Genomic DNA, 21,640 nt, shown 5'->3' on the forward strand with positions numbered 1-21,640 from the left:
ATGAACCCCGTGTGGAGCCGCCGGATCGCGCGGACGACGATCGGCGGGCGTTCTCAGCGGGCCGTGAACCCGCCGTCGACCCGCAGCTCGGCCCCGTTGACCATCGCGGCCTCGGCCGAGGCCAGGTAGACGACGGCCGCGGCGACCTCCGACGGCTCGGCGAAGCGTCGCGCCGGGATCTCGGCGCGGTGCGCGTCCCCGGCCGGGTTGTCCCACGCCGCGCGGCCCAGGTCGGTGAGCACGACCGTCGGCGAGACGGCGTTCACCGTCACCCCGTGCGGCCCCCGCTCGACGGCGAGGGTGCGGGTGAGCCCGTTGATCCCCGCCTTGGACGCGCAGTAGGCCGCGTGCTGCTCCAGCCCGCTGCTCGCCGCCTGCGAGGCGAGGTTCACGATCCGCCCGTACCCCTGTCCGACCATGACCCGGCCCGCGGCGCGGGCCATCAGCCAGGATCCGGTGAGGTTCACGTCCAGGGTGCGGCGCCAGTCGTCGACCCCCAGCTCCAGGGCGGGGGCGAGCCGCGCGATCCCGGCCGAGTTGACCAGCACGTCGACCCGGCCGTGCCGGGCGACGACCTCGTCGACGCAGGCCGCCGCGGCGTCGGGGTCCGCGACGTCGACGACGTGGCTCGACGCGCGGACGTCCGGGACGCCGTCGGTGCGCAGGTCCGCGGCGGCGACCACCGCGCCCTGCCCGGCGAGCGCCCGGACCACCTCGGCGCCGATCCCCGACGCGGCCCCGGTGACGAGGGCGACCGACCCGGTGAAGTCGAACATCAGCAGTCCGTCCCGACGGTCTCCGCCTCGGCGAGGCGCTCGCCGTCGCGCCGGTCGTAGGAGTCGAGCGCGGCGACCTTCTCCGCCGACGCGCTCGCCGGGTCGAAGCGGTGGTCGAGCCAGCCGTCGACGAGCGTGCGCGCGAGCTCGATCCCGACCACGCGCTGGCCCATGCAGAGGACCTGCGCGTTGTTGGACTTCACCGAGCGTTCGACGGAGAACGGGTCGTGCGCGGTGACCGCACGGACACCCGGCACCTTGTTCGCCGAGATCGCCACGCCCAGCCCGGTCCCGCAGATGAGCAGGCCACGGTCGGACTGCCCCTCGGCGATCCGGCGGGCCGCGGCGACGCCGATGTGCGGGTAGGCGGTGTGCCCGTCCGCGCCGACGCCGATGTCGACCACCTCGGCGACGCGGTCGTCGGCCTCCAGGTCGGCCTTCAGCTTCTCCTTGTAGTCGTAGCCGGCGTCGTCGGCGCCCACCACGATGCGCAGCTTCTCGCTCACGTCTGCTCCTCCTGCGACGTCAGGACGTCGGCGACGGCCGTGACGATCAGGCCGAGGCTGGTCGCCCCGGCGTCGGGTGTGCCCACGCTCTTCTCGGCCAGCGGGCGGGCCCGGCCGATCCGGGGCCGCAGGTCGGCGGTCGCGGCGGCGGCCTCGACGGCCGTGCGGGCGGCGGCGGTCCAGGCGGCGGCGAGGCCCTCGCCGTCGCCGACCCGGCGCTCCAGCTCGTCGACGAAGGGCAGCAGCGCGTCGAGCAGGGTCTTGTCCCCCGCCCGCGCCCCGCCGAGCTGCTCGATGGTCGTCGCGAACGTGCGGACCCCGGCGGCGACGGTCGCGGCCGGGTAGCCGTCGGCGGTGTCACCGAGGTGGCGCCCGAACGCCTCGAGCGCGGCACCCCACAGCACCCCGGAGGTGCCGCCGGCACGTTCGGCCCAGGCCTGCCCGGCCTGCTGGAGCACCCAGCCGCCGCCGACGTCGTCGCCGAGCTCGGCGACCCGGGCGGTGGCGGCGGTGATGCCCTTGAGCATGCCGCGGCCGTGGTCACCGTCGCCCGCGACGGCGTCGATCCGGCCCAGCTCGTGCTCGTGGGAGCGGATCGTCGACTCCGTCGCTGCCAGCGCGGCGCGGACGGTGCCCGCCAGCTCCCGGCCCGAGGCGCTCGCCGCGGGCGCGGTGAGGACCGCGTCGGCCTCGGCGAGCTCGTCGGCGGTCGGCTCGCGCAGCGCCGCCAGCGGCGCGGCGGTCTTGCGGTAGGCGGGGGTGTAGGCGTCCGCCCGCCACAGCGGCTCCAGCTCGTCGTCGAGCCACATCAGGGTGAGCGAGCAGCCGCCCATGTCGAGGCTGGTCACGAGCTCGCCGACCTCCGGGTCGACGAGCTCGTACCCGGCGGCGCGCAGCCGCGGCGCGACGTGGCGCCACAGCAGGAACAGCTCCTCGTACTTGGTGGTGCCCAGCCCGTTCAGGATCGTCCCGACCCGGGCGGGGGCTCCCGGGGGAGCGTGCTTCAGCACGTCGTCGACCAGCAGCTCCGCCAGCTCGCGGGCGGGCAGCATCGGGACGTCGCGGATGCCGGGCTCGCCGTGGATGCCCAGGCCGAGCCCGAGGTGTCCGGCCGGCACCGAGAACAGCGGCTCGTCCTCGCCGGGCATCGTGCAGCCGGTGAACGCGACGCCGAGGCTGCGGGTGGCGGCGTTGGCCGCCCGTCCGAGCCGTTCGACCTCGTCGATGTCCGCGCCGCGCGCGGCGGCGGCGCCCAGCGCCTTGAACACGGTGAAGTCGCCGGCGATCCCGCGGCGCCGTGACTCCTCGTCGGCGGAGGCGACGTCGTCGGTGACGACCACGATGCGGGTGTCGATCCCCTCCTCGCGCAGCCGGTCGGCCGCGATCCCGAAGTTGATGTTGTCACCGGCGTAGTTGCCGAAGCTGAACACCACGCCGCGGCCCTGGTCGGCGGCCTTCGCGACCGAGTACGCCTGCGCGGCCGACGGCGAGGTGAAGATGTTGCCGACGACGGCGCCGTGCGCGAACCCCGGCCCGACGGTCCCGCAGAACGCGGGGTAGTGCCCCGACCCGCCCCCGATGACGACAGCGACCTGGGGGTCGCCGTCGCCACGGTGGGCGACCACACCGCCGTGCACCCCTCGGACACGGTCGGCGTAGAGGTCGAGGAAGCCGTCAAGCTGGTCGTCGGCGAACGTGGCGGGGTCGTCGTAGATCCTGGTCACGAGGTCTCCTTCACCGGGGTCGCGACGGCGGCGCGCGGCGTGGGGGCGTCCTGCGGGACGTTGAGGAACGAGACCATCACGAACGCGGCCGCGTAGAGGGCGACGAAGGCCCACACGACACCGACGTTGCCGGCCCCGATCCCCAGCATCAGCGCGACGACGCCGGACCCGAGGAACGCGGCACCGCCCGCGGCGGTCGTGTACATGGCCATCGCGGCGCCCTCGTGGTCGGGTGCGAGCGCGGGCATGATCGCGCCCATCGGGACGAACCCGGCGAGCAGGCAGCCGAACACGCAGCCCGCGGCGACCGAGACCCAGAACCCCCAGGTCGATCCGGCCGGGACGGCGTGCGGCACGTACCACCAGAGCAGCAGGCCGACGGCGGAACCGAAGACGCCGAACCACTGCACGGTGCGACGCCAGCCCCACCGGTCGCCCACGGCCCCGAACACCGCGTTGACCAGGATGTTCGTCGCGTAGACGAACACGGTCATGGTCAGCCAGCGGCTCTGGCCCCAGCCGAGGTCCACCGCGATGACGGTCGGCAGGATGATGAACATGCCGTACTGCGGCGCGGTGTTGATCAGCCGGACCAGGAAGCCCATGAGGATCTTCGGGTTGGCCGCGGTCAGCCGCAGCCCCGCGGTCAGCACCTGGCCGGTGGTCTCCCCCGCCGGCGCGAGGCGCCGGGTGGCGTGCGGCTCGTGCACCCCGAACCGGGCGATCAGGAACCCGGCGACGACGAGCGCGGTCGAGCCGACCATCGCGGCGGTCTCGCCACCGGTGCCGCCGCCGAAGGCCGGGATCATGCCGAGCGCGAACAGCGAGCCCAGGGTGGGCAGGCCGCCGGTGAACATGACGTAGAACCAGCCGACGGCGACGCCGTTGCGCGAGTACGGCGTGACGACGTTGATCCACACCAGGAACGCGAACGCGAAGAGCGGGTAGCCGAAGCCGCGCAGGAAGTAGGTGGCGGCGACCAGCGGGAGGCTGCCGACCTGCAGGCTCAGCAGGAACAGCACCTCGAACACGACCCAGACGACGACACCGAGGGTCATGACCCGGCGCGGCCCCCACAGGTCGGCGAGCGCGCCGGACAGGTAGCTGCCGATCAGCACGGCCAGGCTGTAGCCGGTGATGATCGTCGCGACGGTGGCCTCGGGCGAGCCGAGCACCGCCTCGATGTGCGGGGAGATGAAGTTGGACTCGGTCCCGTTGCCGGTCATGAAGACCAGCACGCCGAGGAAGCCCCAGCGCAGGGAGTGCGGGATGCCGATGCGGTCGAGGAAGGTCTCACGCGATGTCGTCGTCGACATGGCGGCGCTCACGCGTTCGGGAGGATCGAGACCTTGACCGACGCACCGGAGGTGTCGCCGACCAGGTCGAGGGCCTTCTGGAACTCCGCGAGCGGCACCTGGTGGGTGCAGATGTCGTCGATCGGGAGCTTGCCGTCCTCCAGCATCTTGATCGCGGCGGGCCAGCAGTGCGGGCCGAGGTGGGCGCCGCGGACGTCGAGCTCCTTGTCGTCGGAGATGATCGACCAGTCGACGGTGACCTCGGAGCCGAAGACCGAGTACTCGACGTAGGTGCCGAGCTTGCGCAGCAGGTTCAGCCCCTGCGCGACGGCCGGCACGGCGCCGGAACCCTCCAGGTAGACGTCGGCGCCGTAGCCCTCGGTGAGCTCCTTGACCCGGGCGACCGCGTCCTCGCGGGAGATGTTGATCGTGAGGTCGGCACCGGTGCGGCGGCCGAGCTCCAGCTTCTCGTCGTCGAGGTCGAGTGCGATCAGCAGGCGGGGGTTCTTCGCGCGGGCGCCGGCGATCAGGCCGAGGCCGATCGGGCCGCACCCGGCGACGACCACCACGTCGTCGAAGGAGATCGTGGCGCGCTCGACGGCGTGCAGCGCGCACGACAGCGGCTCGGCGAACGCGGCGTGCTGCGGCGCCAGGCCCGGGGAGACCCGGTGCACCCTGGCGCGGGTCGGGACCAGCATGTACTGGGCCATGGCGCCGTCGAAGTTGCGGAAGCCGAACATGTCGTGCGGCCCGCACATCCAGTACTGGCCGCGCAGGCAGTAGCGGCACTGCTCGCAGGGGACGATCTGCTCGCAGGCGACGCGGTCGCCGACGGACACGCCGTGCAGGGCGAGGCCCTCGTCGTCACCGGACACGATCCGGCCGACGAACTCGTGGCCCGGGGTCACGCCGGTCTGGGCCCAGGCGGGGCGGTTCTCGTCGCCCCAGAACTTCGCGGCGCCGTGGTAGCACTTCAGATCGCTCGCACACACGCCCACGGCCTCGACCTGCATGAGCAGCTCACCGGGGCCGGGCTTCGGGACGTCCACCTCCTCGAGGCGGTAGTCCTCGGGGCCGTGCACGACCACCGCCTGCATCCGGGTGGGGATGTTCTCTGCCACGGCGAAACCTCCATTGGTGCCATGCGGGCTGCTGCATACGTCTGTCGGTGAGCATGCGTTCTCCCGTGAACATCCGTCAACACATCCGTTCCTGATTGAACAAACGTGCAGTAGGCTGGACCGACACCGGTCCGACGCAGTGGAGGATGGCGATGGCGCCGAACGATGTCTCCGGACGCGACCTGGGGCTGATGCACCGGGCCGCACGGCTGTACTACGTCGACGAGCTCAACCAGGCCGCGATCGCCGAGCGGCTCACCGTGTCGCGCCCGACCGTCTCCCGGCTGCTCGCCGAGGCCCGCCGGGTCGGGATCGTGCAGATCACCGTGCACGACCCGGACTCGCTGCACACCGGCGACGACGACGCGCCCCGGCTCGCCGCCGCGCTCGGGCTGGACCGGGTGTGGCTGGCCCCGGTCGTCACGGGTGACCTCGGCCGGTCGCTCGCCGAACCGGTCGGTGAGGCGCTGCGGGAGGCCGGTCTGCGCGCGGGCGACGTCCTGCTCGTGTCCTCCGGGCGCACCGTGTGGGAGCTGAGCCACACCGCGCTGCCCACGCTGGCCGGCTGCGAGATCGTGCCGACCGTCGGCGGGGTCGCCGAGCCCGAGGCGTGGCACCAGACCAACGAGATCGTCCGGTCGGTCGCCGAACGCGGGCACGGGCGCCCGCACTTCCTGTTCACCCAGGCCATGCCGTCACCGGCGATGAGCCGCACGCTCGCCGACGACCCGGAGTTCCGCAGGGTCACCGGGTTCTGGTCGCGGGCGCAGGCCGCCCTGGTCGGCGTCGGCGCACCCCCCGCGGGCCGCGACTCGATCTCGACCTCGGTCCCCCTCGACGACGAGGGGCTGCGCGCCGGCGTCGGCGACGTCTGCCTGAACTTCTACCGCGCCGACGGACGCCCGATCGCCTTCCCGGGCAGCGACCGGATGGTGCGGATCTCCCCGGACCAGCTGCGCCGGGTGCCGCGGACGATCGCCGTCGCCGTCGGGGAGGAGAAGGTGCCGAGCATCGTCGGCGGGGCCAGGGCGGGCCTGTTCAACCGCCTGGTCACCGACGCCCCGACCGCCCGGGCCCTGCTCGACGCCCTGCCCCCGGCCTGACCAGCACCTCGGCGCAGCCACCACGGCGGCCCGCGGCCTCCCCGGCGCCCCACGCGTGGGTCGCCCCGCCCGTCGCACCCGGCCGGTGGTCGTGCGACGTACCGCGCTGCCGCCCGAGGACCGGTGGCACGGCGCGGTGACGACGCGGGGTCAGGCGGTGGGTGAGGTCCAGGGGGTGCCGGTGATCCGGCGGTAGACCTCGGCGTAGCGGTCGTGGACGACCTTCACGACGTCGTCGGGGACCTCGGGGCCGGGAGCGGTGCGGTCCCAGTCCAGCCCGGCGGACCAGTCACGGACGTACTGCTTGTCGAAGGAGAACTGCACGCGACCGGGCTCGTAGGAGTCGGCGGGCCAGAACCGCGACGAGTCCGGGGTGAGCACCTCGTCGCCCAGCACGATCTCGCCGGAGGCGTCCCGGCCGAACTCCAGCTTGGTGTCGGCGACGAGGATCCCGCCCTGCGCGGCGGACTCGGCGCCGCGTCGGTAGACCTCCAGGGTCAGGTCCCGCAGCCGGGCCGCGGTGTCGGCGCCGAGCAGGGCCACGACGTCGTCGAAGGTCATGAACTCGTCGTGCTCGCCGACCGGCGCCTTGGTGGTCGGGGTGAAGATCGGCTCGGGCAGCTTCGAGCCCTCGACCAGGCCGGCGGGCAGCGTGACGCCGGAGACGGCGCCGGTGCGCTGGTACTCCTTCAGCCCGAGGCCGGTGAGGTAGCCGCGGGCGATGCACTCGACCGGCAGCATCTCCAGCGGGCGGCAGCGGACGGCGCGCCCGGCGAACTCGGCGGGGATGTCGTCGGTGCCGATGACGTGGTTGGGCACGAGGTCGCCGGTGCGCTCGAACCAGTACAGCGACAGTGCGGTGAGGATCGCGCCCTTGTCCGGCACCGGAGTCGGGAGCACCACGTCGTAGATCGACAGCCGGTCCGAGGCGACGAGCAGCAGCTGGGCCGGGTCGCGCGACTCGTCGAGGTAGAGCTCGCGGACCTTGCCGGAGTGGACGAGCCTCACAGGATCCCTCCGGGGGTGTAGGCGGCGGCCTCGGGGTGCTTCGCGGTGATCGCGGCGATCTTCTCCGTGACCGTGGTGACCTGCGCGGACGCGGCGCCGGTGAAGCGCAGCGGGTCCTCCAGCAGCCGGTCCAGCGTGCCGACGGGCAGGCCGAGCCGGTCGTCGCCGGCGAGGCGCTGGAGCAGGTCGTTGTCGGCCTGGCCCTGCTCGCGCATCGCCAGCGCGACGGCGACCGCGTGCTCCTTGATGACCTCGTGCGCGGTCTCCCGGCCGACCCCGGCCCGCACCGCGGCCATGAGCACCGCGGTCGTGGTGAGGAACGGCAGGTAGCGGTCGAGCTCGCGGGCGATCACGGCCGGGTAGGCGCCGAACTCGTCGAGCACGGTCAGGGTGGTCTCGTAGAGGCCGTCGAGGGCGAAGAACGCGTCCGGCAGCGCGACGCGGCGCACCACCGAGCAGGAGACGTCGCCCTCGTTCCACTGGGACCCGGCGAGGTCGGCGGTCATGACCGACAGGCCGCGCAGGATCACCATGAGGCCGTTGATGCGCTCGGCGGAACGGGCGTTCATCTTGTGCGGCATCGCGCTCGAGCCGACCTGGCCGGGGGCGAAGCCCTCGGTGGCGAGCTCGGCACCCGCCATCAGCCGGATCGTCGTGGTCAGCGACGACGGCGCCGCCGCCAGCTGCACCAGCGCGGTGACGACGTCGTGGTCGAGCGAGCGCGGGTAGACCTGCCCGACGCTGGTGAACGCCTCGGCGAACCCGAGGTGCGTGGCGACGCGCCGCTCCAGCTCGTCGAGCTTGGCCGCATCGCCGTCGAGGAGGTCCAGCATGTCCTGGCTGGTGCCCATCGGGCCCTTGATCCCGCGCAGCGGGTAGCGCGAGCGCAGGTCCTCCAGCCGGGCGTGCGCGACGAGCAGCTCGTCGGCCGCGGAGGCGAACCGCTTGCCCAGGGTGGTCGTCTGCGCGGCCACGTTGTGGCTGCGCCCGGCCATGACCAGCTCGGCGTACTCCGACGCGCGACGCCCGAGCCGCGCCAGGACCGCGACGGTCCGGTCGGCGACGAGCTCCAGCGACAGCCGGATCTGCAGCTGCTCGACGTTCTCGGTGAGGTCGCGGCTGGTCATGCCCTTGTGCACGTGCTCGTGGCCGGCGAGGGCGTTGAACTCCTCGATGCGGGCCTTCACGTCGTGCCGGGTGACGCGCTCGCGGGCGGCGATCGAGCCCAGGTCGACCTGCTCGACGACGGCCTCGTAGTCGTCGATCACCGACGACGGCACCTCGATGCCCAGGTCGCGCTGGGCCCGCAGCACCGCGATCCACAGCCGTCGCTCCAGCTGGATCTTGTACTCCGGAGACCAGAGGCGGACCAGCTCGGGGCTCGCGTAGCGCGCGGCCAGCACGTTGGGAATCACGTGGCGCGATGGTAATGGCTGCTCACGGCCCCGCCACGGTCGGGAGCACAGGCTCACACCCGGGGGCTCACGTCCGGGGCAGCGCGTCCAACGCCTCGCGCAGGGCGACCCGGCCGACCGCACGCGGGTCGGGGTCGGCCTCGATCAGCGCGGTGAGGACGACGCCGTCGACGAGCGCGGTCAGCCGGCGGACCTCCCCCGGCCCCGGGCGACGGCCAGTCGCGCGGGTGAGGGCCTCGTCGAGCAGGGCGTCGAACTCGACGCGCTGGGCCCGCAGCAGCCCGGCCAGGAACGGGCGCCTGCCGGAGCCGATCAGCCGCTCGAACCGGCACAGGACGGCGTCGAGGCCGTCGGTGCGCGAGCGCGGCCCGAGGAGCAGGTCGAGCACGATCTCGGCCGGATCGTCGCGCCGGGCGAGGCAGTCGTGGGCGTCCGCGAGCTCGGTGCGGGCCAGCCGGTCGAGCGCAGCTGACACCAGGTCCTCCAGTGAGGAGAAGTAGTACGTGGTGGCGGCCAGCGGCACCCCGGCGCGCTCGGCGACGGCGCGGTGGCGGATCGCGTCGAACCCGCTCTCGGCCAGCAGCTCCGCTGCCGCCGCCACCAGCAGGGCGCGGCGCCGTTCACCCTTCTCGGTCTGTTTCGGGGCCGCCATCGCCACATAGTGCCAAGACCGGCCCCATCCGGACGAGTGAGATACCGGACTCGACGCCCAGGTGGGACGGGGGACCGTGACCGTTTCGTGACCCTGCCGTTCTCACCGTGACCGGTATGGAACACACTGGAGGCGTGCGCCCGTCACCCAGAAGCCGCTGGTCGTCGCGTGGTGGCACGCGCGGCGCGGCGGCCGCCCCGGCCCCCGGTGAGCCCGTCGACCTGCGGTCGGACACCGTCACGCTGCCGACCGAGGCAATGCGTCGGGCGATGGCCGAGGCCGAGGTCGGCGACGACGTGCTCGACGGCGACCCCACCATGCGCGAGCTGGAGGAACGGGTCGCCGGCCTGCTCGGCGCCGCCGACGCGCTGTGGACCCCCACCGGGTCGATGGCCAACCTGATCGCGCTGATGAGCAGGCTCGGCCGGGGCGAGGCGTTCCTCGCCCCGCAGGGCGCCCACGTGCTCGACTTCGAGCTGGGCACGGCCGCCTGGCTGGCCGGCGGGATGCCGCGGCCGCTGCCGCACGACGCGGGCCCCGGCAAGGTCACCGCCGCGGCGGTGCGCCGGGCCGCCGTCGACGACGGCTCCTACGCCGCGCTGCGCCCGGTGCTGCTGTGCCTGGAGAACACGCACAACTCCGCGGGCGGCACCGTGACCGCTCCGGAGGAGCACGCCGCCGTCGCCGCAGCGGCACGGGCCGCCCGGCTGTCGGTGCACCTCGACGGCGCCCGGTTGTGGAACGCCGCGGTCGCGCTTGGGGTCCCGCCGGGCGCGCTGACCGTCGGCGCCGACACGGTCGCGGTGTGCCTGTCCAAGGGGCTGGGTGCACCGGTCGGATCGGTCGTCGCGGGGTCGACGGAGTTCGTCGAGCACGCCCGCCGGCTGCGCAAGATGCTCGGCGGCGGCGTCCGGCAGGGTGGGGTGCTGGCCGCGGCCGGACTCGTCGCGCTGGAGGAGATCGACCGGCTCGCCGAGGACCACGACCTCGCGACGCGGCTCGCCGCCGGGCTGCGCGAGCGCGGTTGGCGGGTCCGCGAGCCGCAGACCAACATCGTGCTGGTGGACGTGGCCGACGTGCGCGGCACGATCGCCACGTTCGCCGAGGCCGGGGTCCGCGCAGGTGCCATCGCGGGCAAGCTGCGGCTGATGACCCACCGCGACGTCGGCGACAAGCACATCAAGGCGGCACTGGACCGGATCGGCGAGGTCGGCCCGGCCAGCACCGGCTCCCCCGGCGGTCCCGGGATGCTGCCCCGCACCGTCCTCGGCAGCTGAGGCCGCCGCCCCGCTCCACCGTCGATCCGGTCGGGAACCCGTCGGGCGGCATCGGCGACGGGGCGCGTCGGAGGCCCGTCGCCGCCGTCACAGTGTCGCGCAGAGTCAACTCACTGTCGTCCGAGGTCAAGTCGGCCCGCACGATCGGGTCCACACTGGGCGACGGCCGGACGCCGGAGCAGGCGTCGGCCTAGGCTTCCGCCGCCGTCGCGCCCGTGCGTACGCACCGCTGCGCGCCGGTGGCCCCGACCCCCGACCGGTGCCGGTGAGCTGCGCGGACCCGCGATCGCCGGGACTCGCGCGGCCCGTGGCGCCCAGGACAGCAGGACCGTCATGACCAGCTCCGCCCCCTTGTCCGCCCCCTCCTCCGCATCCGATCCGGAGGCGGCCCTCGTCGCCGAGGGCGTCGCCGTCGACGGCGCCCACGGGGTGCTGCTCGCGCCGACCTCGCTGCGCGCCGTCCCCGGCTCGGTCCTGCTGGTCGCGGGCACCCCCGGGTCCGGGCACACCGCGCTCGCGCTGGCGCTCGCCGGGCGGATACGGCCCGACCGGGGCACCGTCACCCTCGACGGCGACGACGCCCCCCGCCGGCTGCGCCGGGCCGTTGCCGTCGTCGACACTCCGGGGGTCAGCGAGCCGGAGCCGGTGCTGCCGCTGCGGACCGTCGTCGGCGAGGAGCTGGCGATGGCCGGGCGCGGCACCACACCGCGGGCGGTGACCGAGTGGCTGTGCGCGCGGGGCGCCGAGAGCTGGGTGCGCTCGCGGTTCGAGGACGTGCCCGCACCCGTGCGGATCGGGCTGATGACCGCCCTCGCCGCGTCCCGGCCCGGGGTGCGGGTGCTCGTCCTGACCGCGCCGGACCGGCACGGCGGCTCTCCGGTGACCTGGTGGCAGGTGGCCTCCGAGCACGCCCGTGCCGGGTTCACCGTGGTCGTGACCTGCACCGAGGGGTCGGCGGCGCTGCTGGGGGTGCCGGCGGTCCGGCTCGGCGGCGGCGACGCCGGCGCGTTCCCGGAGCCGCCCGGGCGGCACAGCAGGCCGGAGGACCCGACGGGGCCGCTGACCGTCGTCGCGCCGCAGGGGGCCGACGACCTGCCGCAGGGCTGGACCCGGCGGCTGCTGCGCCGCCCGTCCGGGGCCGCGCCGGCCCCCGACCCGGGCACAGCCACCGGCACCGGCACGGAGGACGCCGGTACGGCGATCCTGCCCGGCGCGGAGCCCGCCCCGGAGCCGCCCGACGCCACCGAACCCCCCGGGACCACGGCCGACAGCGGGACCACCGGGAACGACACCACGGAGAGGACCTCATGAGCGCGGTCAGGATGGCGATCAGCGAGCTGAGGCGGATCACCGCCGGGCGGCTGCCGGTCCTGGCGGTGCTCGCCCTGCTGCTGATCCCGATGCTCTACGCGGGCTTCTACCTCTACGCCAACGGCGACCCCTACTCCCGTCTGGACCAGGTGCCTGCCGCGCTCGTCGTCGAGGACACGGGTGGCACCGACGCCGACGGGAAGGCCCAGAACGTCGGCCAGGACGTCGCGACGGAGCTGACCGAGTCCGGCTCGTTCGACTTCCACCGGGTCTCCGCCGCCGAGGCCGACCGCGGTGTGCGCGACAACGTCTACACCTTCGCCCTGACGATCCCGCGCGACTTCACCGCGGCCCTGCAGTCCTCCGGTGAGTTCACCCCGCGCCAGGGGATCCTCGTGCTCACCACGAACGACGCCAACAACTACCTGGCCCGCACGATCGCCGACACCCTCACCACCCGGGTCCGCGAGTCGGTCGCCAAGGAGGTCGGGACGCAGGCCGCGGACCGGTTCCTCACCGGCTTCTCCACCATCCACACCAAGACCCAGGAGGCCGCGGACGGCGCCGGGAAGCTCGCCGACGGCGCGGCGACCGCCCACGACGGGGCGGGGCAGCTGACCTCCGGGGCGGGCGAGCTCGCGTCCGGGCAGCGCCGGCTCCTCGACGGCGCGACGCAGCTCTCCGGCGGCGCCGAACGGCTCGCGACCGGGGCGGGGACCCTCGCCTCCGGTGCCGGGACCGCGGCGACCGGGGCGGACCGGCTGTCCTCGGGCGCGGGTGAGCTCGCGACCGGGCTCGGCACCCTCCGCAGCGCCACCGCGGACCTGCCCGCGCAGTCGCGCAGGCTCGCCGACGGCGCCCGCCAGGTCGCCGACGGCAACGCGCAGCTGGCCGCGGCCGGGGACCGGGTCGCGCAGGAGAGCGCCCGGCTCGCCGACCAGCTCGACGCCGCGGACGGCACCATCGCCGCGTCGCTGCGCGAACGCGGTTTCACCGACGAGCAGGTCCAGCAGGCCCTCGCCGCGCTGGCGACGGCCAAGCAGCCGCTCGTCGACGGCAACGCCCGCGTCCAGCAGGTGTCCGGGCAGCTCGACCGGCTCGGGTCCGGCGCCGGGCAGGTCGCCGACGGCGCCGAGCAGCTGGCCGCGTCCGCGCCGCTGCTCAGCCAGGGCATCGCGAGCGCCGCCGACGGGGCCGGGTCCCTGCGCGACGGCGCGAGCGAGCTGTCCGGCGGCGTGCGGAAGCTCGCCGACGGCGCCACGCAGCTGTCCACCGGTGCCACCGCGCTGCGGACCGGGGCGGACCAGCTCGTCGCCGGGGAGCGCACCGCCGTCGACGGCACCGACCGACTCGCCGACGGGGCTCGCCGGCTCGACGCGGGCACCGGCGAGCTCGCCGGCGGTGCGACGCAGCTGCACGACGGCCTGGCCTCGGGACTGGGGGACATCCCGAACCCGGCGCCGGGAGTCCGGGAGGCCACCGCCGCGAACATCGGCGACCCGGTCGCCACCCGCGACGTCGCCTACTCCCAGGCCGACACCTACGGCGCCGGGCTGGCCCCGTTCTTCATGGCGCTGGCCACCTGGATCGGTGGCTACGTGCTGTTCCTGCTGGTCCAGCCCCTGTCCCGACGGGCGATCGCGGCCGGGCAGAGCCCGTTGAGAATCGCGCTGGGCGGCTGGATCCCGGCCGGCCTGCTGGGGATCGTGCAGGTCACCGGCATGTACGCGGTGGTGTCGCTGCTGCTGGGGATCACACCGGTGCACCCGGTCGCGACACTGGCCCTGCTGTGGCTGACCTCGATGACCTTCACCGCGATCGTGCACGCCCTCAACGCGCTGCTCGGCGCGGTCGGGCAGTTCCTCGGGCTGGTGCTGATGGTGCTGCAACTCGTCTCGGCGGGCGGCACGTTCCCGTGGCAGACCATCCCCGCGCCGCTGTACCCGGTGCACCACGTGATGCCGATGGGCTACGCCGTCGACGCGCTCCGGCACCTCATGTACGGCGGCGAGCTGGCCGGTGTCGTGGGCACGGCGGTGCCGGTGCTGCTGGCCTGGTTCGTCGGCGCGCTCGCACTGGCGACGTTCGCGGCGTACCGCAAGCGGGTGTGGACGGCGACGGCGGTGAAGCCCGAGCTGGTGCTCTGAGAACCGTTCAGCCCCAGGCCCGCAACCGCTCCAGCGCCTCGGTGATGGCCTCCGGCGTCCCGGCGCCGGAGAAGCGGACGTAGCCACCGCCGTCGACCGGGTCGAAGTCCTGCCCCGGTGCGACGGCGATGCCGGTCTCGTCGAGCAGCCGGTAGGTCAGGCCCATCGAGTCCTCGCCGTCGCGCAGCAGGTGCGCGATGTCGGCGTAGACGTAGAACGCGCCGTCGGCAGGGGCGAGCCGGGTGGTCCCGAGTGCGCGCAGTCCGTCGAGGAGGAGGTCGCGGTTGCGGCCGTAGCGCACGACGTGGGCGTCGGCCTCGGCGTAGCTCGCCTCGTCGAACGCGGCGAGCGCGGCGTGCTGGGGCAGCGCGGGCGGGCAGACGGTGAAGTTGCCGGCGAGGCCCTCGACGGTGCGCCGCAGCCGCGGGGGGCAGACCAGCCAGCCGAGCCGCCAGCCGGTCATCGAGAAGTACTTCGAGAAGGAGTTGACCAGCACGGCCTCGCGGGAGGTCTCCCAGGCGCAGCTCGTCGCGGGGCTGCCCGGGAAGGTGATGCCGTGGTAGATCTCGTCGCTGACGAGCTGGATGCCGCGGTCCTCGCAGTAGGACGCGAGCGCGGCGAGCTCGGTGGGGTCGAGGACGGTGCCGGTGGGGTTCGCCGGGCTGGCCACGATCAGGCCCTTCACCGGCTCGTCGAGCGCCTCGAGCATCTCGACCGTGGGCTGGAACCGGGTGGCGGGACCGCACGGCAGCTCGACGACCTCGCAGCCCAGCGCGGCGAGGATGTTGCGGTAGCAGGGGTAGCCGGGACGGGCCATGGCCACGCGGTCGCCCGCGTCGAACGCGGCGAGGAAGGCCAGCAGGAACCCGCCGGAGGAGCCCGTGGTGAGGACGACGTCACCCGGGTCGACGTCCAGGTCCCGGGTCCGCCGGTAGTGCCCGGCGACGGCCTCGCGCAGCTCGGAGATGCCGGGGGCGACGGTGTAGCCGAGCACCTGGGACCCCAGGGCGGCGACGGCGGCCGCGCGGACCGGTTCCGGCGCCGGGGTCGAGGGCTGCCCGGCCGAGAGGTTGATCAGGTCGCCGTGGGTGCGGGCCCGCTCGGCGGCGGCCGCCCAGACGTCCATGACATGGAACGGGGCGACGGCGGCGCGGGCGGCGACGGTCAGGCGGGTCACCCCGCCGAGCCTAGGCGGCGGCCCCCTGGGGACCGGACCGCGCGCCCGGGCGGGAGCCCCTCCCGGGCGCGCGGTCAGTCACGAACCGGGGCGGGCACGGGGCCCGCCCGGTGTCACTCGGCCTCGAAGCCCAGGGCGTCGACGACCGCGCCGACCTGCGCGTCGGTGGCGGCGACGGTCTCGTCGAGGTACTCGGCGACCGGGGTCAGCTCGGCCGCCTGCGCGGTACCGGTGAACGCCAGGGCGGCGAGCGGCGCGGCGACGACGCCACCCACGAGGGCGAGGGCGCGACGACGACGGGCCTGCTGGGGAGCGTGGGCCATGATGATCCTCCTGAGGTTCAGGGGCACCGGCTGTGCCCCTGTGCCACAGGACGATTCCCCGCCGCACCGGTGGAGATCAAACCCTGGTGTCCGTTTTAACCGGCTCTTCATGATCATCGAACAACCGGCTTTCGAATGCCCAGGTGGGCCCATTCGGACTAATCGCGCTAGGCCATACGGGCGTTACGCGGCGGTAACATCAACCCTGCGCAACCGGGACGCTGACCTCGCCCCGCTCGGCCTTGAGACCGATGTCGGTGCGGTGGTGCGAGCCCGCGAGGCGGACCGGCGCCAGCCGCGCGTAGGCCTCGGCCCGGGCGGCGGCGAGGTCGGAGCCGGTGCCCACGACCGACAGCACGCGCCCGCCGGAGGAGACGACCGCGCCGTCGTCGCGGCGACGGGTGCCGGCGTGCAGCACGCCGTCGCCCTCGGCGCCGGTGATGACGTCACCGAGCCGCGGGGTGGCCGGGTACCCCTCCGCGGCGACGACGACGGTCACCGCAGCCCCCTCGGCCCACTCGATCGCGGGCTGCTCGGCGAGCGTGCCGGTCGCGGTGGCGAACAGCAGCTGCGACAGCGGGGTGCGCAGCAGCGCCAGCACGGCCTGGGTCTCCGGGTCCCCGAAGCGGCAGTTGAACTCGATGACCGCGGGGCCCTCCGAGGTCAGCGCGAGACCGGCGTAGAGCAGCCCGGTGAACGGGGTCCCGCGGCGCACCATCTCCTCGGCGACCGGCGCGACGACCCGGGCGACGAGCTCCTCGGCGAGGTCCTCGCCCGCCCAGGGCAGCGGGCAGTAGGCGCCCATGCCGCCGGTGTTGGGGCCGGAGTCGTCGTCGCCGACGCGCTTGAAGTCCTGCGCGGGCAGCAGCGGCACGACGGTGGCGCCGTCGACGAGGCAGAACAGCGACGCCTCGGGCCCGTCGAGGAACGACTCCAGCAGCGCCGGGTGGCCGGCGTCGAGCAGCCCGAGGGCGTGCGCGCGGGCCACCTCGATGTCGTCGGACACGACGACGCCCTTGCCCGCGGCCAATCCGTCGTCCTTGACGACGTAGGGCGGGGTGAACACCGACAGCGCGGTGTCGAGGTGCGCCGGGTTGTCGACGACGACCGACGAGGCCGTCGGCACCCCCGCCGCGCTCATCACGGCCTTCGCGAACGCCTTGGACCCCTCGATCCGGGCCGCCTCGGCGCTCGGGCCGAAGCAGGGGATCCCGGCCTCCCGGACCGCGTCGGCCGCGCCGTTGACCAGCGGGCCCTCCGGCCCGATGACCACGAGGTCGGCCTTCCAGGTCCGCGCCAGCTCGACGACGGCACCGTTGTCGGTGACGTCGAGCCCGAGCTGCTCGGACACCGCGGCCGTTCCCGCGTTGCCGGGGGCGACGGCGAGCGCCGTCACCTCCGGGTCCTGCGCCAGAGCAACGGCGATGGCGTGCTCACGCGCACCGCTTCCCACGATCAGGATCCGCACGGTGGCCGAGCGTATCCGTGCACGTCGGACGACGGGGAACCGGTCTCGGATCAGCCGTCGCAGCGCTGCAGATGGGCACCGATCAGGGCGGTGACGTGTGTGGGGTGCTCCTGCTGCGGGAAGTGCCCGGTGGCCGGGAGCGTGTGGTGGGTCAGCCCGGCGCCGGCGAACCGCTCGTCGCCGCGCATGGTGGTGTCGAGCACGCACGGGTCGTCGGCTCCGTGCACCTGCAGCACCGGCACCCCCACCGGCCGGGAGACCTCACGGGCGAACCGGTGGCCGTCGGGGCGCAGCTGGGAGCGCATCGCCCAGCGGTAGTACTCGAGGCTGCAGTGGGCCACGGTGGAGATCCGCATCGCCTCGGCGTTGCGGGCCACGACGTCGGCGAAGTCGGCGGTCGCGGCCCACTCCGGCCCCGCCCAGGCCCGCATGATCCGGCCGACCCGGGCGCCGCCGTCGGCGCGCAGCGAGCGCTCCGGCAGCCGCGGCAGCTGGAACCCGGCCATGTAGCGGCTGGCCGCCCCCTGCCCGAGGGGGTCGCGCAGCAGCGCGTCCCGCATCACGATCGGGTGCGGCGCCCCGAGCCCGGTGAGCGAGACGACCAGGCGCGGGTGCAGCGTGGCGACCGTCCAGCCGATCGTGGCGCCCCAGTCGTGCCCGACGACGTGGGCGCGCGACTCCCCGAGCGCCCGGATCAGCCCGGCGCAGTCCCCGGCGAGGGTCCACAGGTCGTAACCGCGGGGTGGCTTGTCGGTGTCGCCGTAGCCGCGGAGGTCGGGCGCGACGGCCCGGTAGCCGGCGTCGCCGAGGGCGAGGAGCTGGTGGCGCCAGGTCCACCAGAACTCCGGGAAGCCGTGCAGCAGCACGACGAGCGGGCCGGTCGATGGGCCGTACTCGGTGAGGTGCATGCGGATGCCGTTGGCCGACACCGCACGGTGCGTCCACGGACCGGGGATCCGGACGACCGAGGGGTCGGGCGGGGTGCCGGCCGTCGCGGACACGCCGGATCAGCCCGCGGCTGCGTGCCGCCCGGAGGTGCCGTCGGCGATCTCGCGGACGTTGTCGCGGTCACCGCGCTGGGCGAGCACCTGCGCGGAGTCCTTGAGCGAGTCGATGGTGCGCTCCGGCTTGCGGATCTTGCGGACCCGCAGGTAGCCGAGGAAGCCGAACAGGCCGGCGACGAGCAGCATGAACAGGAACGTGATCCCGAAGCCCGCGGCGCGGTTGAGCCAGATCGAGAGGAACTCGGCGAGGGTGAAGAACAGGTAGAACAGGCTGAACAGCCCGATCACCGCGGCGATCACGAAGAAGACGCTGCCCTGCACGCCCTTCTTCACCTCGGCCGTGACCTCGGCCTTGGCGAGCTCCACCTCCGACCGGACCAGGGTCGAGAGGTGGGTGGTGACGTCCTTCGCGAGGGCGCCGAGGGACGCGTCGCGCGGCCCCGGCTCGTTCGTGAGCGGGATCGAGGGCAGGACCGGCGGAACCTCCGCGTTGCCCGACTGGCTGTTGCTGGCCACCGTCTTCCCTCCTGCTGGTGCACTCGCCTGCCCGGGGAGCTGGGGATCCCCCGGACGGCCGTCGTTCGGTGAGCCGCCATCGTGCCACGGGGTCAGCCGGGCTGCTCGGCTGCGCCACGCCGGGGACGGGGCCTCACTCGTCCGGGCGGCCGCGCAGCTTCTTGATCTGTCCGCGCCGGTTCTTGGCGTCGAGCCTGCGGCGCTGCGACCCGCGCGTCGGGCGGGTGGGGCGACGGGTGCGCGGACCCGCCGCGGTCGCCTCGCCGAGCAGGGTCGCGAGCCGCCCGCGGGCGGCCTCGCGGTTGCGGAGCTGGCTGCGGTGCTCGGACGCGACGACGGTCAGCACGCCGTCGACGAGCCGGTTCGCCAGCCGCGACAGGGCACGGTCGCGCAGGTCCTCGGGGACGCTCGGCGAGCCCGCGAGGTCGAAGGACAGCTCCACCCGGGAGTCGGTGGTGTTGACGCCCTGCCCACCGGGCCCCGAGGCGCGGGAGAACCGCCAGCTCAGCTCGCGGGCGGGCACGACGAAGCCGCGCCGCACCTCGATCGGGTCGTCCACCGCCCCAGTGTCGCCCATCGGTCCCGGGCCCCGCGGCACGCGCGGGGCCCGGGGACCCGATCAGTCCTCCTTGGACTCGCTCATGCCGGACGAGATCAGGTCCATCACCGACGAGTCGGCCAGGGTCGAGACGTCGCCGACGTCCCGGTTCTCGGCGACGTCGCGCAGCAGGCGGCGCATGATCTTGCCGGAGCGGGTCTTCGGCAGCTCCTCCACGACCAGGATCTGGCGCGGCTTGGCGATCGGGCCGATCTCCTTGGAGACGTGGTCGCGGAGCGCCTTGATGGCCTGCTCGCCCTTCGCCTCGTCCTTCGACGCGCTCCCGCGCAGGATCACGAACGCGACGATCCCCTGGCCGGTGGTCTCGTCGGAGGCGCCCACGACCGCGGCCTCGGCGACGGTCGGGTGGCTGACCAGCGCCGACTCCACCTCGGTGGTCGAGATGCGGTGCCCGGAGATGTTCATGACGTCGTCGACGCGGCCGAGCAGCCAGATGGCGCCGTCGTCGTCGTACTTGGCACCGTCGCCGGCGAAGTAGTAGCCCTGCTCGGCGAAGCGGGACCAGTAGGTCTCCTTGTAGCGCTCGGTGTCACCCCAGATGCCGCGCAGCATCGACGGCCACGGCTTGTCGAGGACGAGGTAGCCGCCCTCGCCGTTGCCCACGGGGGTGCCGGTGTCGTCGACGACGGCGGCCGAGATGCCCGGCAGCGCACGCATGGCCGAGCCCGGCTTGGTCGCGGTGACGCCCGGCAGCGGGGCGATCATCTGCGAGCCGGTCTCGGTCTGCCACCAGGTGTCGACGATCGGGCAGCGCTCCTTGCCGATCTTCTCCCGGAACCACATCCAGGCCTCGGGGTTGATCGGCTCGCCGACCGTGCCGAGCACCCTGAGCGAGGACAGGTCGTACTTCGCGGGGATGTCCTCGCCCCACTTCATGAACGTGCGGATCAGGGTCGGGGCGGTGTAGTAGATCGAGACCTTGTACTTGTCGACGATCTCCCAGTGCCGGCCCTCGTGCGGGGTGTTCGGCGTGCCCTCGTAGATCACCTGCGTGGCGCCGTTCGCGAGCGGCCCGTAGACGATGTAGGTGTGACCGGTGACCCAGCCGATGTCGGCGGTGCACCAGTAGACGCTCTCGCCCGGCTTGTGGTCGAACACCACGTTGTGGGTGTACGCGGACTGCGTGAGGTAGCCGCCGGAGGTGTGCAGGATGCCCTTCGGCTTGCCGGTGGTGCCCGAGGTGTAGAGGATGAACAGCGGGTGCTCGGAGTCGAAGGACTCCGGGGTGTGCTGGTCGGACGCACCGTCGACGACGTCGTGCCACCACACGTCGCGGCCGTCGGTCCACGGCACGTCGGTCTCGGTCCGCTTGACGACGAGGACCTTCTCGATCGAGGTGCCCGCGACGGCCTCGTCGGTGTTCTCCTTCATCGGAGCCGGCTTGCCGCGGCGGTACTGACCGTCACTGGCGATCAGCACCTTGGCCTCGGCGTCCTCGATGCGCGCCTTGAGCGCGCCCGGGGAGAACCCGCCGAACACGACGCTGTGCAGCGCACCCAGGCGGGCGCAGGCCAGCATCGAGAACACGGCCTCGGGGATCATCGGCAGCTGGATGGCGACGCGGTCGCCCTTGCCGACGCCCAGCTCGGTCAGCGCGTTCGCGGTCTTGGAGACCTCGCGCTGCAGGTCGGCATAAGTGATCGTGCGGGAGTCTCCGGGCTCGCCCTCCCAGTGGATGGCGACGCGGTCGCCGTTGCCGGCCTCGACGTGCCGGTCGGCGCAGTTGTAGGCGACGTTCAGCTCACCGCCGACGAACCACTTCGCGAACGGGGGCTGCCAGTCCAGGACGGTGTCCCACTTCTTCGTCCAGTGCAGACGGTCGGCCTGCTCGGCCCAGAACCCCTCGCGGTCGTCATCGGCACGGTCGTACCAGTCGGCGGTGGCGTTCGCCTGCGACGCGAACTCCTCCGACGGCGGGAACGACCTGCTCTCGCTGGAGAGCGCGCTGAGCGCGGAACTCTTCTCGGACTCGGCCATGTCCTGGTGTCCTCCTCGACGCGGCGGGTCACTTCGGGCCGACGTGGCGGCCTCGGGCGCACTCGGTGTGCGCACACGTGTGCGGTCCGACGCTAGTGAACCGTCCTCGCCCGTGCACCGTCTGTCGGGACAGGTACCGACCGGACACGGACGCCACACCTGACCGTCCGCGCAGGTGGGGGGCCGTTCCCGGACGCGACAGGGTGTCCCCGGGCCCTCTG

At 73.9% G+C, this 21,640-nt stretch carries 19 protein-coding genes; 4 read left to right on the top strand and 15 right to left on the bottom strand.

Annotation, left to right across the window (positions count from 1 at the left end):
• Positions 1-53 precede the first annotated feature (53 nt).
• The 5 genes from FVA95_RS05600 to FVA95_RS05620 are packed head-to-tail and all read right to left on the bottom strand — an operon-like array spanning position 54 to position 5,422.
• The gene (locus FVA95_RS05600) at positions 54-776 is read right to left on the bottom strand and encodes a GolD/DthD family dehydrogenase (RefSeq protein ID WP_149663248.1); all 723 of its coding nucleotides are present in this window, start codon (positions 774-776) and stop codon (positions 54-56) included.
• Positions 776-1,282 carry a ribose-5-phosphate isomerase gene (locus FVA95_RS05605; protein WP_149663249.1) on the bottom strand — a complete coding sequence of 169 codons (507 nt, stop codon included), beginning with the start codon at positions 1,280-1,282 and terminating at the stop codon, positions 776-778. Before FVA95_RS05605 ends, FVA95_RS05600 begins: the two co-directional genes overlap by 1 nt.
• Complete coding sequence (locus tag FVA95_RS05610) at positions 1,279-3,006, bottom strand: dihydroxyacetone kinase family protein (protein WP_149663250.1); 1,728 nt, start codon at positions 3,004-3,006, stop codon at positions 1,279-1,281. Before FVA95_RS05610 ends, FVA95_RS05605 begins: the two co-directional genes overlap by 4 nt.
• Positions 3,003-4,334 (bottom strand): RbtT/DalT/CsbX family MFS transporter, encoded by a 1,332-nt coding sequence (locus FVA95_RS05615; RefSeq protein WP_240051293.1) that lies wholly within the window; start codon positions 4,332-4,334, stop codon positions 3,003-3,005. The genes FVA95_RS05610 and FVA95_RS05615 overlap by 4 nt, the downstream gene beginning before the upstream one ends.
• On the bottom strand, positions 4,331-5,422 hold the full coding sequence (locus tag FVA95_RS05620; protein ID WP_149663251.1) for an alcohol dehydrogenase catalytic domain-containing protein: 1,092 nt from the start codon (positions 5,420-5,422) through the stop codon (positions 4,331-4,333). Before FVA95_RS05620 ends, FVA95_RS05615 begins: the two co-directional genes overlap by 4 nt.
• A 152-nt stretch (positions 5,423-5,574) precedes the next feature.
• Between FVA95_RS05620 and FVA95_RS05625 the strand changes: the two genes are divergently transcribed.
• Positions 5,575-6,525 (top strand): sugar-binding transcriptional regulator, encoded by a 951-nt coding sequence (locus tag FVA95_RS05625; RefSeq protein ID WP_149663252.1) that lies wholly within the window; start codon positions 5,575-5,577, stop codon positions 6,523-6,525.
• Between the two features lie 150 nt (positions 6,526-6,675).
• On the opposite strand, the gene FVA95_RS05630 is transcribed toward FVA95_RS05625, so the two are convergent.
• The 3 genes from FVA95_RS05630 to FVA95_RS05640 all read right to left on the bottom strand — a co-directional run bounded on the left by FVA95_RS05630 (position 6,676) and on the right by FVA95_RS05640 (position 9,600).
• Positions 6,676-7,533 carry a phosphoribosylaminoimidazolesuccinocarboxamide synthase gene (locus FVA95_RS05630; RefSeq protein WP_149663253.1) on the bottom strand — a complete coding sequence of 286 codons (858 nt, stop codon included), beginning with the start codon at positions 7,531-7,533 and terminating at the stop codon, positions 6,676-6,678.
• Entirely contained in the window at positions 7,530-8,948 is a 1,419-nt protein-coding gene (gene purB / locus FVA95_RS05635) for an adenylosuccinate lyase (RefSeq protein WP_205015767.1), read from the bottom strand. Before purB ends, FVA95_RS05630 begins: the two co-directional genes overlap by 4 nt.
• Positions 8,949-9,015: 67 nt before the next feature.
• The gene (locus FVA95_RS05640; RefSeq protein ID WP_149663254.1) at positions 9,016-9,600 is read right to left on the bottom strand and encodes a TetR/AcrR family transcriptional regulator; all 585 of its coding nucleotides are present in this window, start codon (positions 9,598-9,600) and stop codon (positions 9,016-9,018) included.
• A 116-nt stretch (positions 9,601-9,716) separates the two neighbouring features.
• On the opposite strand from FVA95_RS05640, the gene FVA95_RS05645 reads away from it, so the two are divergent.
• From FVA95_RS05645 to FVA95_RS05655, 3 genes are all read left to right on the top strand, one after another.
• A complete protein-coding gene (locus FVA95_RS05645) occupies positions 9,717-10,877 on the top strand; it encodes a low specificity L-threonine aldolase (RefSeq protein ID WP_149663255.1) in 1,161 nt (386 codons plus the stop codon).
• 333 nt (positions 10,878-11,210) lie between these two features.
• Complete coding sequence (locus FVA95_RS05650; RefSeq protein ID WP_193564303.1) at positions 11,211-12,188, top strand: ATP-binding cassette domain-containing protein; 978 nt, start codon at positions 11,211-11,213, stop codon at positions 12,186-12,188.
• Positions 12,185-14,335: a YhgE/Pip domain-containing protein gene (locus tag FVA95_RS05655; RefSeq protein WP_149663256.1), complete on the top strand. Its 2,151-nt coding sequence runs from the start codon at positions 12,185-12,187 to the stop codon at positions 14,333-14,335. Before FVA95_RS05650 ends, FVA95_RS05655 begins: the two co-directional genes overlap by 4 nt.
• A 7-nt stretch (positions 14,336-14,342) precedes the next feature.
• Here FVA95_RS05655 and FVA95_RS05660 read toward each other — a convergent pair whose 3' ends face one another.
• The 7 genes from FVA95_RS05660 to acs form a co-directional block, all read right to left on the bottom strand.
• Complete coding sequence (locus tag FVA95_RS05660; RefSeq protein ID WP_205015769.1) at positions 14,343-15,461, bottom strand: pyridoxal phosphate-dependent aminotransferase; 1,119 nt, start codon at positions 15,459-15,461, stop codon at positions 14,343-14,345.
• A 164-nt stretch (positions 15,462-15,625) separates the two neighbouring features.
• The gene (locus FVA95_RS31355) at positions 15,626-15,835 is read right to left on the bottom strand and encodes a hypothetical protein (RefSeq protein WP_075550151.1); all 210 of its coding nucleotides are present in this window, start codon (positions 15,833-15,835) and stop codon (positions 15,626-15,628) included.
• A gap of 199 nt (positions 15,836-16,034) precedes the next feature.
• Positions 16,035-17,303 carry a phosphoribosylamine--glycine ligase gene (gene purD, locus FVA95_RS05670; protein WP_020627151.1) on the bottom strand — a complete coding sequence of 423 codons (1,269 nt, stop codon included), beginning with the start codon at positions 17,301-17,303 and terminating at the stop codon, positions 16,035-16,037.
• Positions 17,304-17,353: 50 nt separating this feature from the next.
• Positions 17,354-18,304 carry an alpha/beta fold hydrolase gene (locus tag FVA95_RS05675; RefSeq protein WP_149663257.1) on the bottom strand — a complete coding sequence of 317 codons (951 nt, stop codon included), beginning with the start codon at positions 18,302-18,304 and terminating at the stop codon, positions 17,354-17,356.
• Between the two features lie 6 nt (positions 18,305-18,310).
• Positions 18,311-18,823, bottom strand: coding sequence for a phage holin family protein (locus FVA95_RS05680; protein ID WP_149663258.1), 513 nt, complete (start codon positions 18,821-18,823; stop codon positions 18,311-18,313).
• A gap of 133 nt (positions 18,824-18,956) precedes the next feature.
• A complete protein-coding gene (gene arfB, locus FVA95_RS05685; protein ID WP_149663259.1) occupies positions 18,957-19,400 on the bottom strand; it encodes an alternative ribosome rescue aminoacyl-tRNA hydrolase ArfB in 444 nt (147 codons plus the stop codon).
• 42 nt (positions 19,401-19,442) lie between these two features.
• Positions 19,443-21,419 carry an acetate--CoA ligase gene (acs, locus tag FVA95_RS05690; protein WP_149663260.1) on the bottom strand — a complete coding sequence of 659 codons (1,977 nt, stop codon included), beginning with the start codon at positions 21,417-21,419 and terminating at the stop codon, positions 19,443-19,445.
• Positions 21,420-21,640 lie beyond the last annotated feature (221 nt).

The sequence above is a fragment of the Pseudonocardia sp. EV170527-09 genome (assembly GCF_008369905.1).
GTDB lineage: Bacteria > Actinomycetota > Actinomycetes > Mycobacteriales > Pseudonocardiaceae > Pseudonocardia.

What these genes read in the sequence shown, in the direction of transcription:
- FVA95_RS05600 (WP_149663248.1), bottom strand. Translation starts at nt 776, where the DNA reads ATGTTCGACTTCACCGGGTCGGTCGCCCTCGTCACCGGGGCCGCGTCG.
- FVA95_RS05625 (WP_149663252.1), top strand. Translation starts at nt 5,575, where the DNA reads ATGGCGCCGAACGATGTCTCCGGACGCGACCTGGGGCTGATGCACCGG.
- FVA95_RS05640 (WP_149663254.1), bottom strand. Translation starts at nt 9,600, where the DNA reads ATGGCGGCCCCGAAACAGACCGAGAAGGGTGAACGGCGCCGCGCCCTG.
- FVA95_RS05645 (WP_149663255.1), top strand. Translation starts at nt 9,717, where the DNA reads ATGGAACACACTGGAGGCGTGCGCCCGTCACCCAGAAGCCGCTGGTCG.
- FVA95_RS05650 (WP_193564303.1), top strand. Translation starts at nt 11,211, where the DNA reads ATGACCAGCTCCGCCCCCTTGTCCGCCCCCTCCTCCGCATCCGATCCG.
- FVA95_RS05655 (WP_149663256.1), top strand. Translation starts at nt 12,185, where the DNA reads ATGAGCGCGGTCAGGATGGCGATCAGCGAGCTGAGGCGGATCACCGCC.
- FVA95_RS05660 (WP_205015769.1), bottom strand. Translation starts at nt 15,461, where the DNA reads ATGGACGTCTGGGCGGCCGCCGCCGAGCGGGCCCGCACCCACGGCGAC.
- FVA95_RS31355 (WP_075550151.1), bottom strand. Translation starts at nt 15,835, where the DNA reads ATGGCCCACGCTCCCCAGCAGGCCCGTCGTCGTCGCGCCCTCGCCCTC.
- arfB (WP_149663259.1), bottom strand. Translation starts at nt 19,400, where the DNA reads ATGGGCGACACTGGGGCGGTGGACGACCCGATCGAGGTGCGGCGCGGC.
- acs (WP_149663260.1), bottom strand. Translation starts at nt 21,419, where the DNA reads ATGGCCGAGTCCGAGAAGAGTTCCGCGCTCAGCGCGCTCTCCAGCGAG.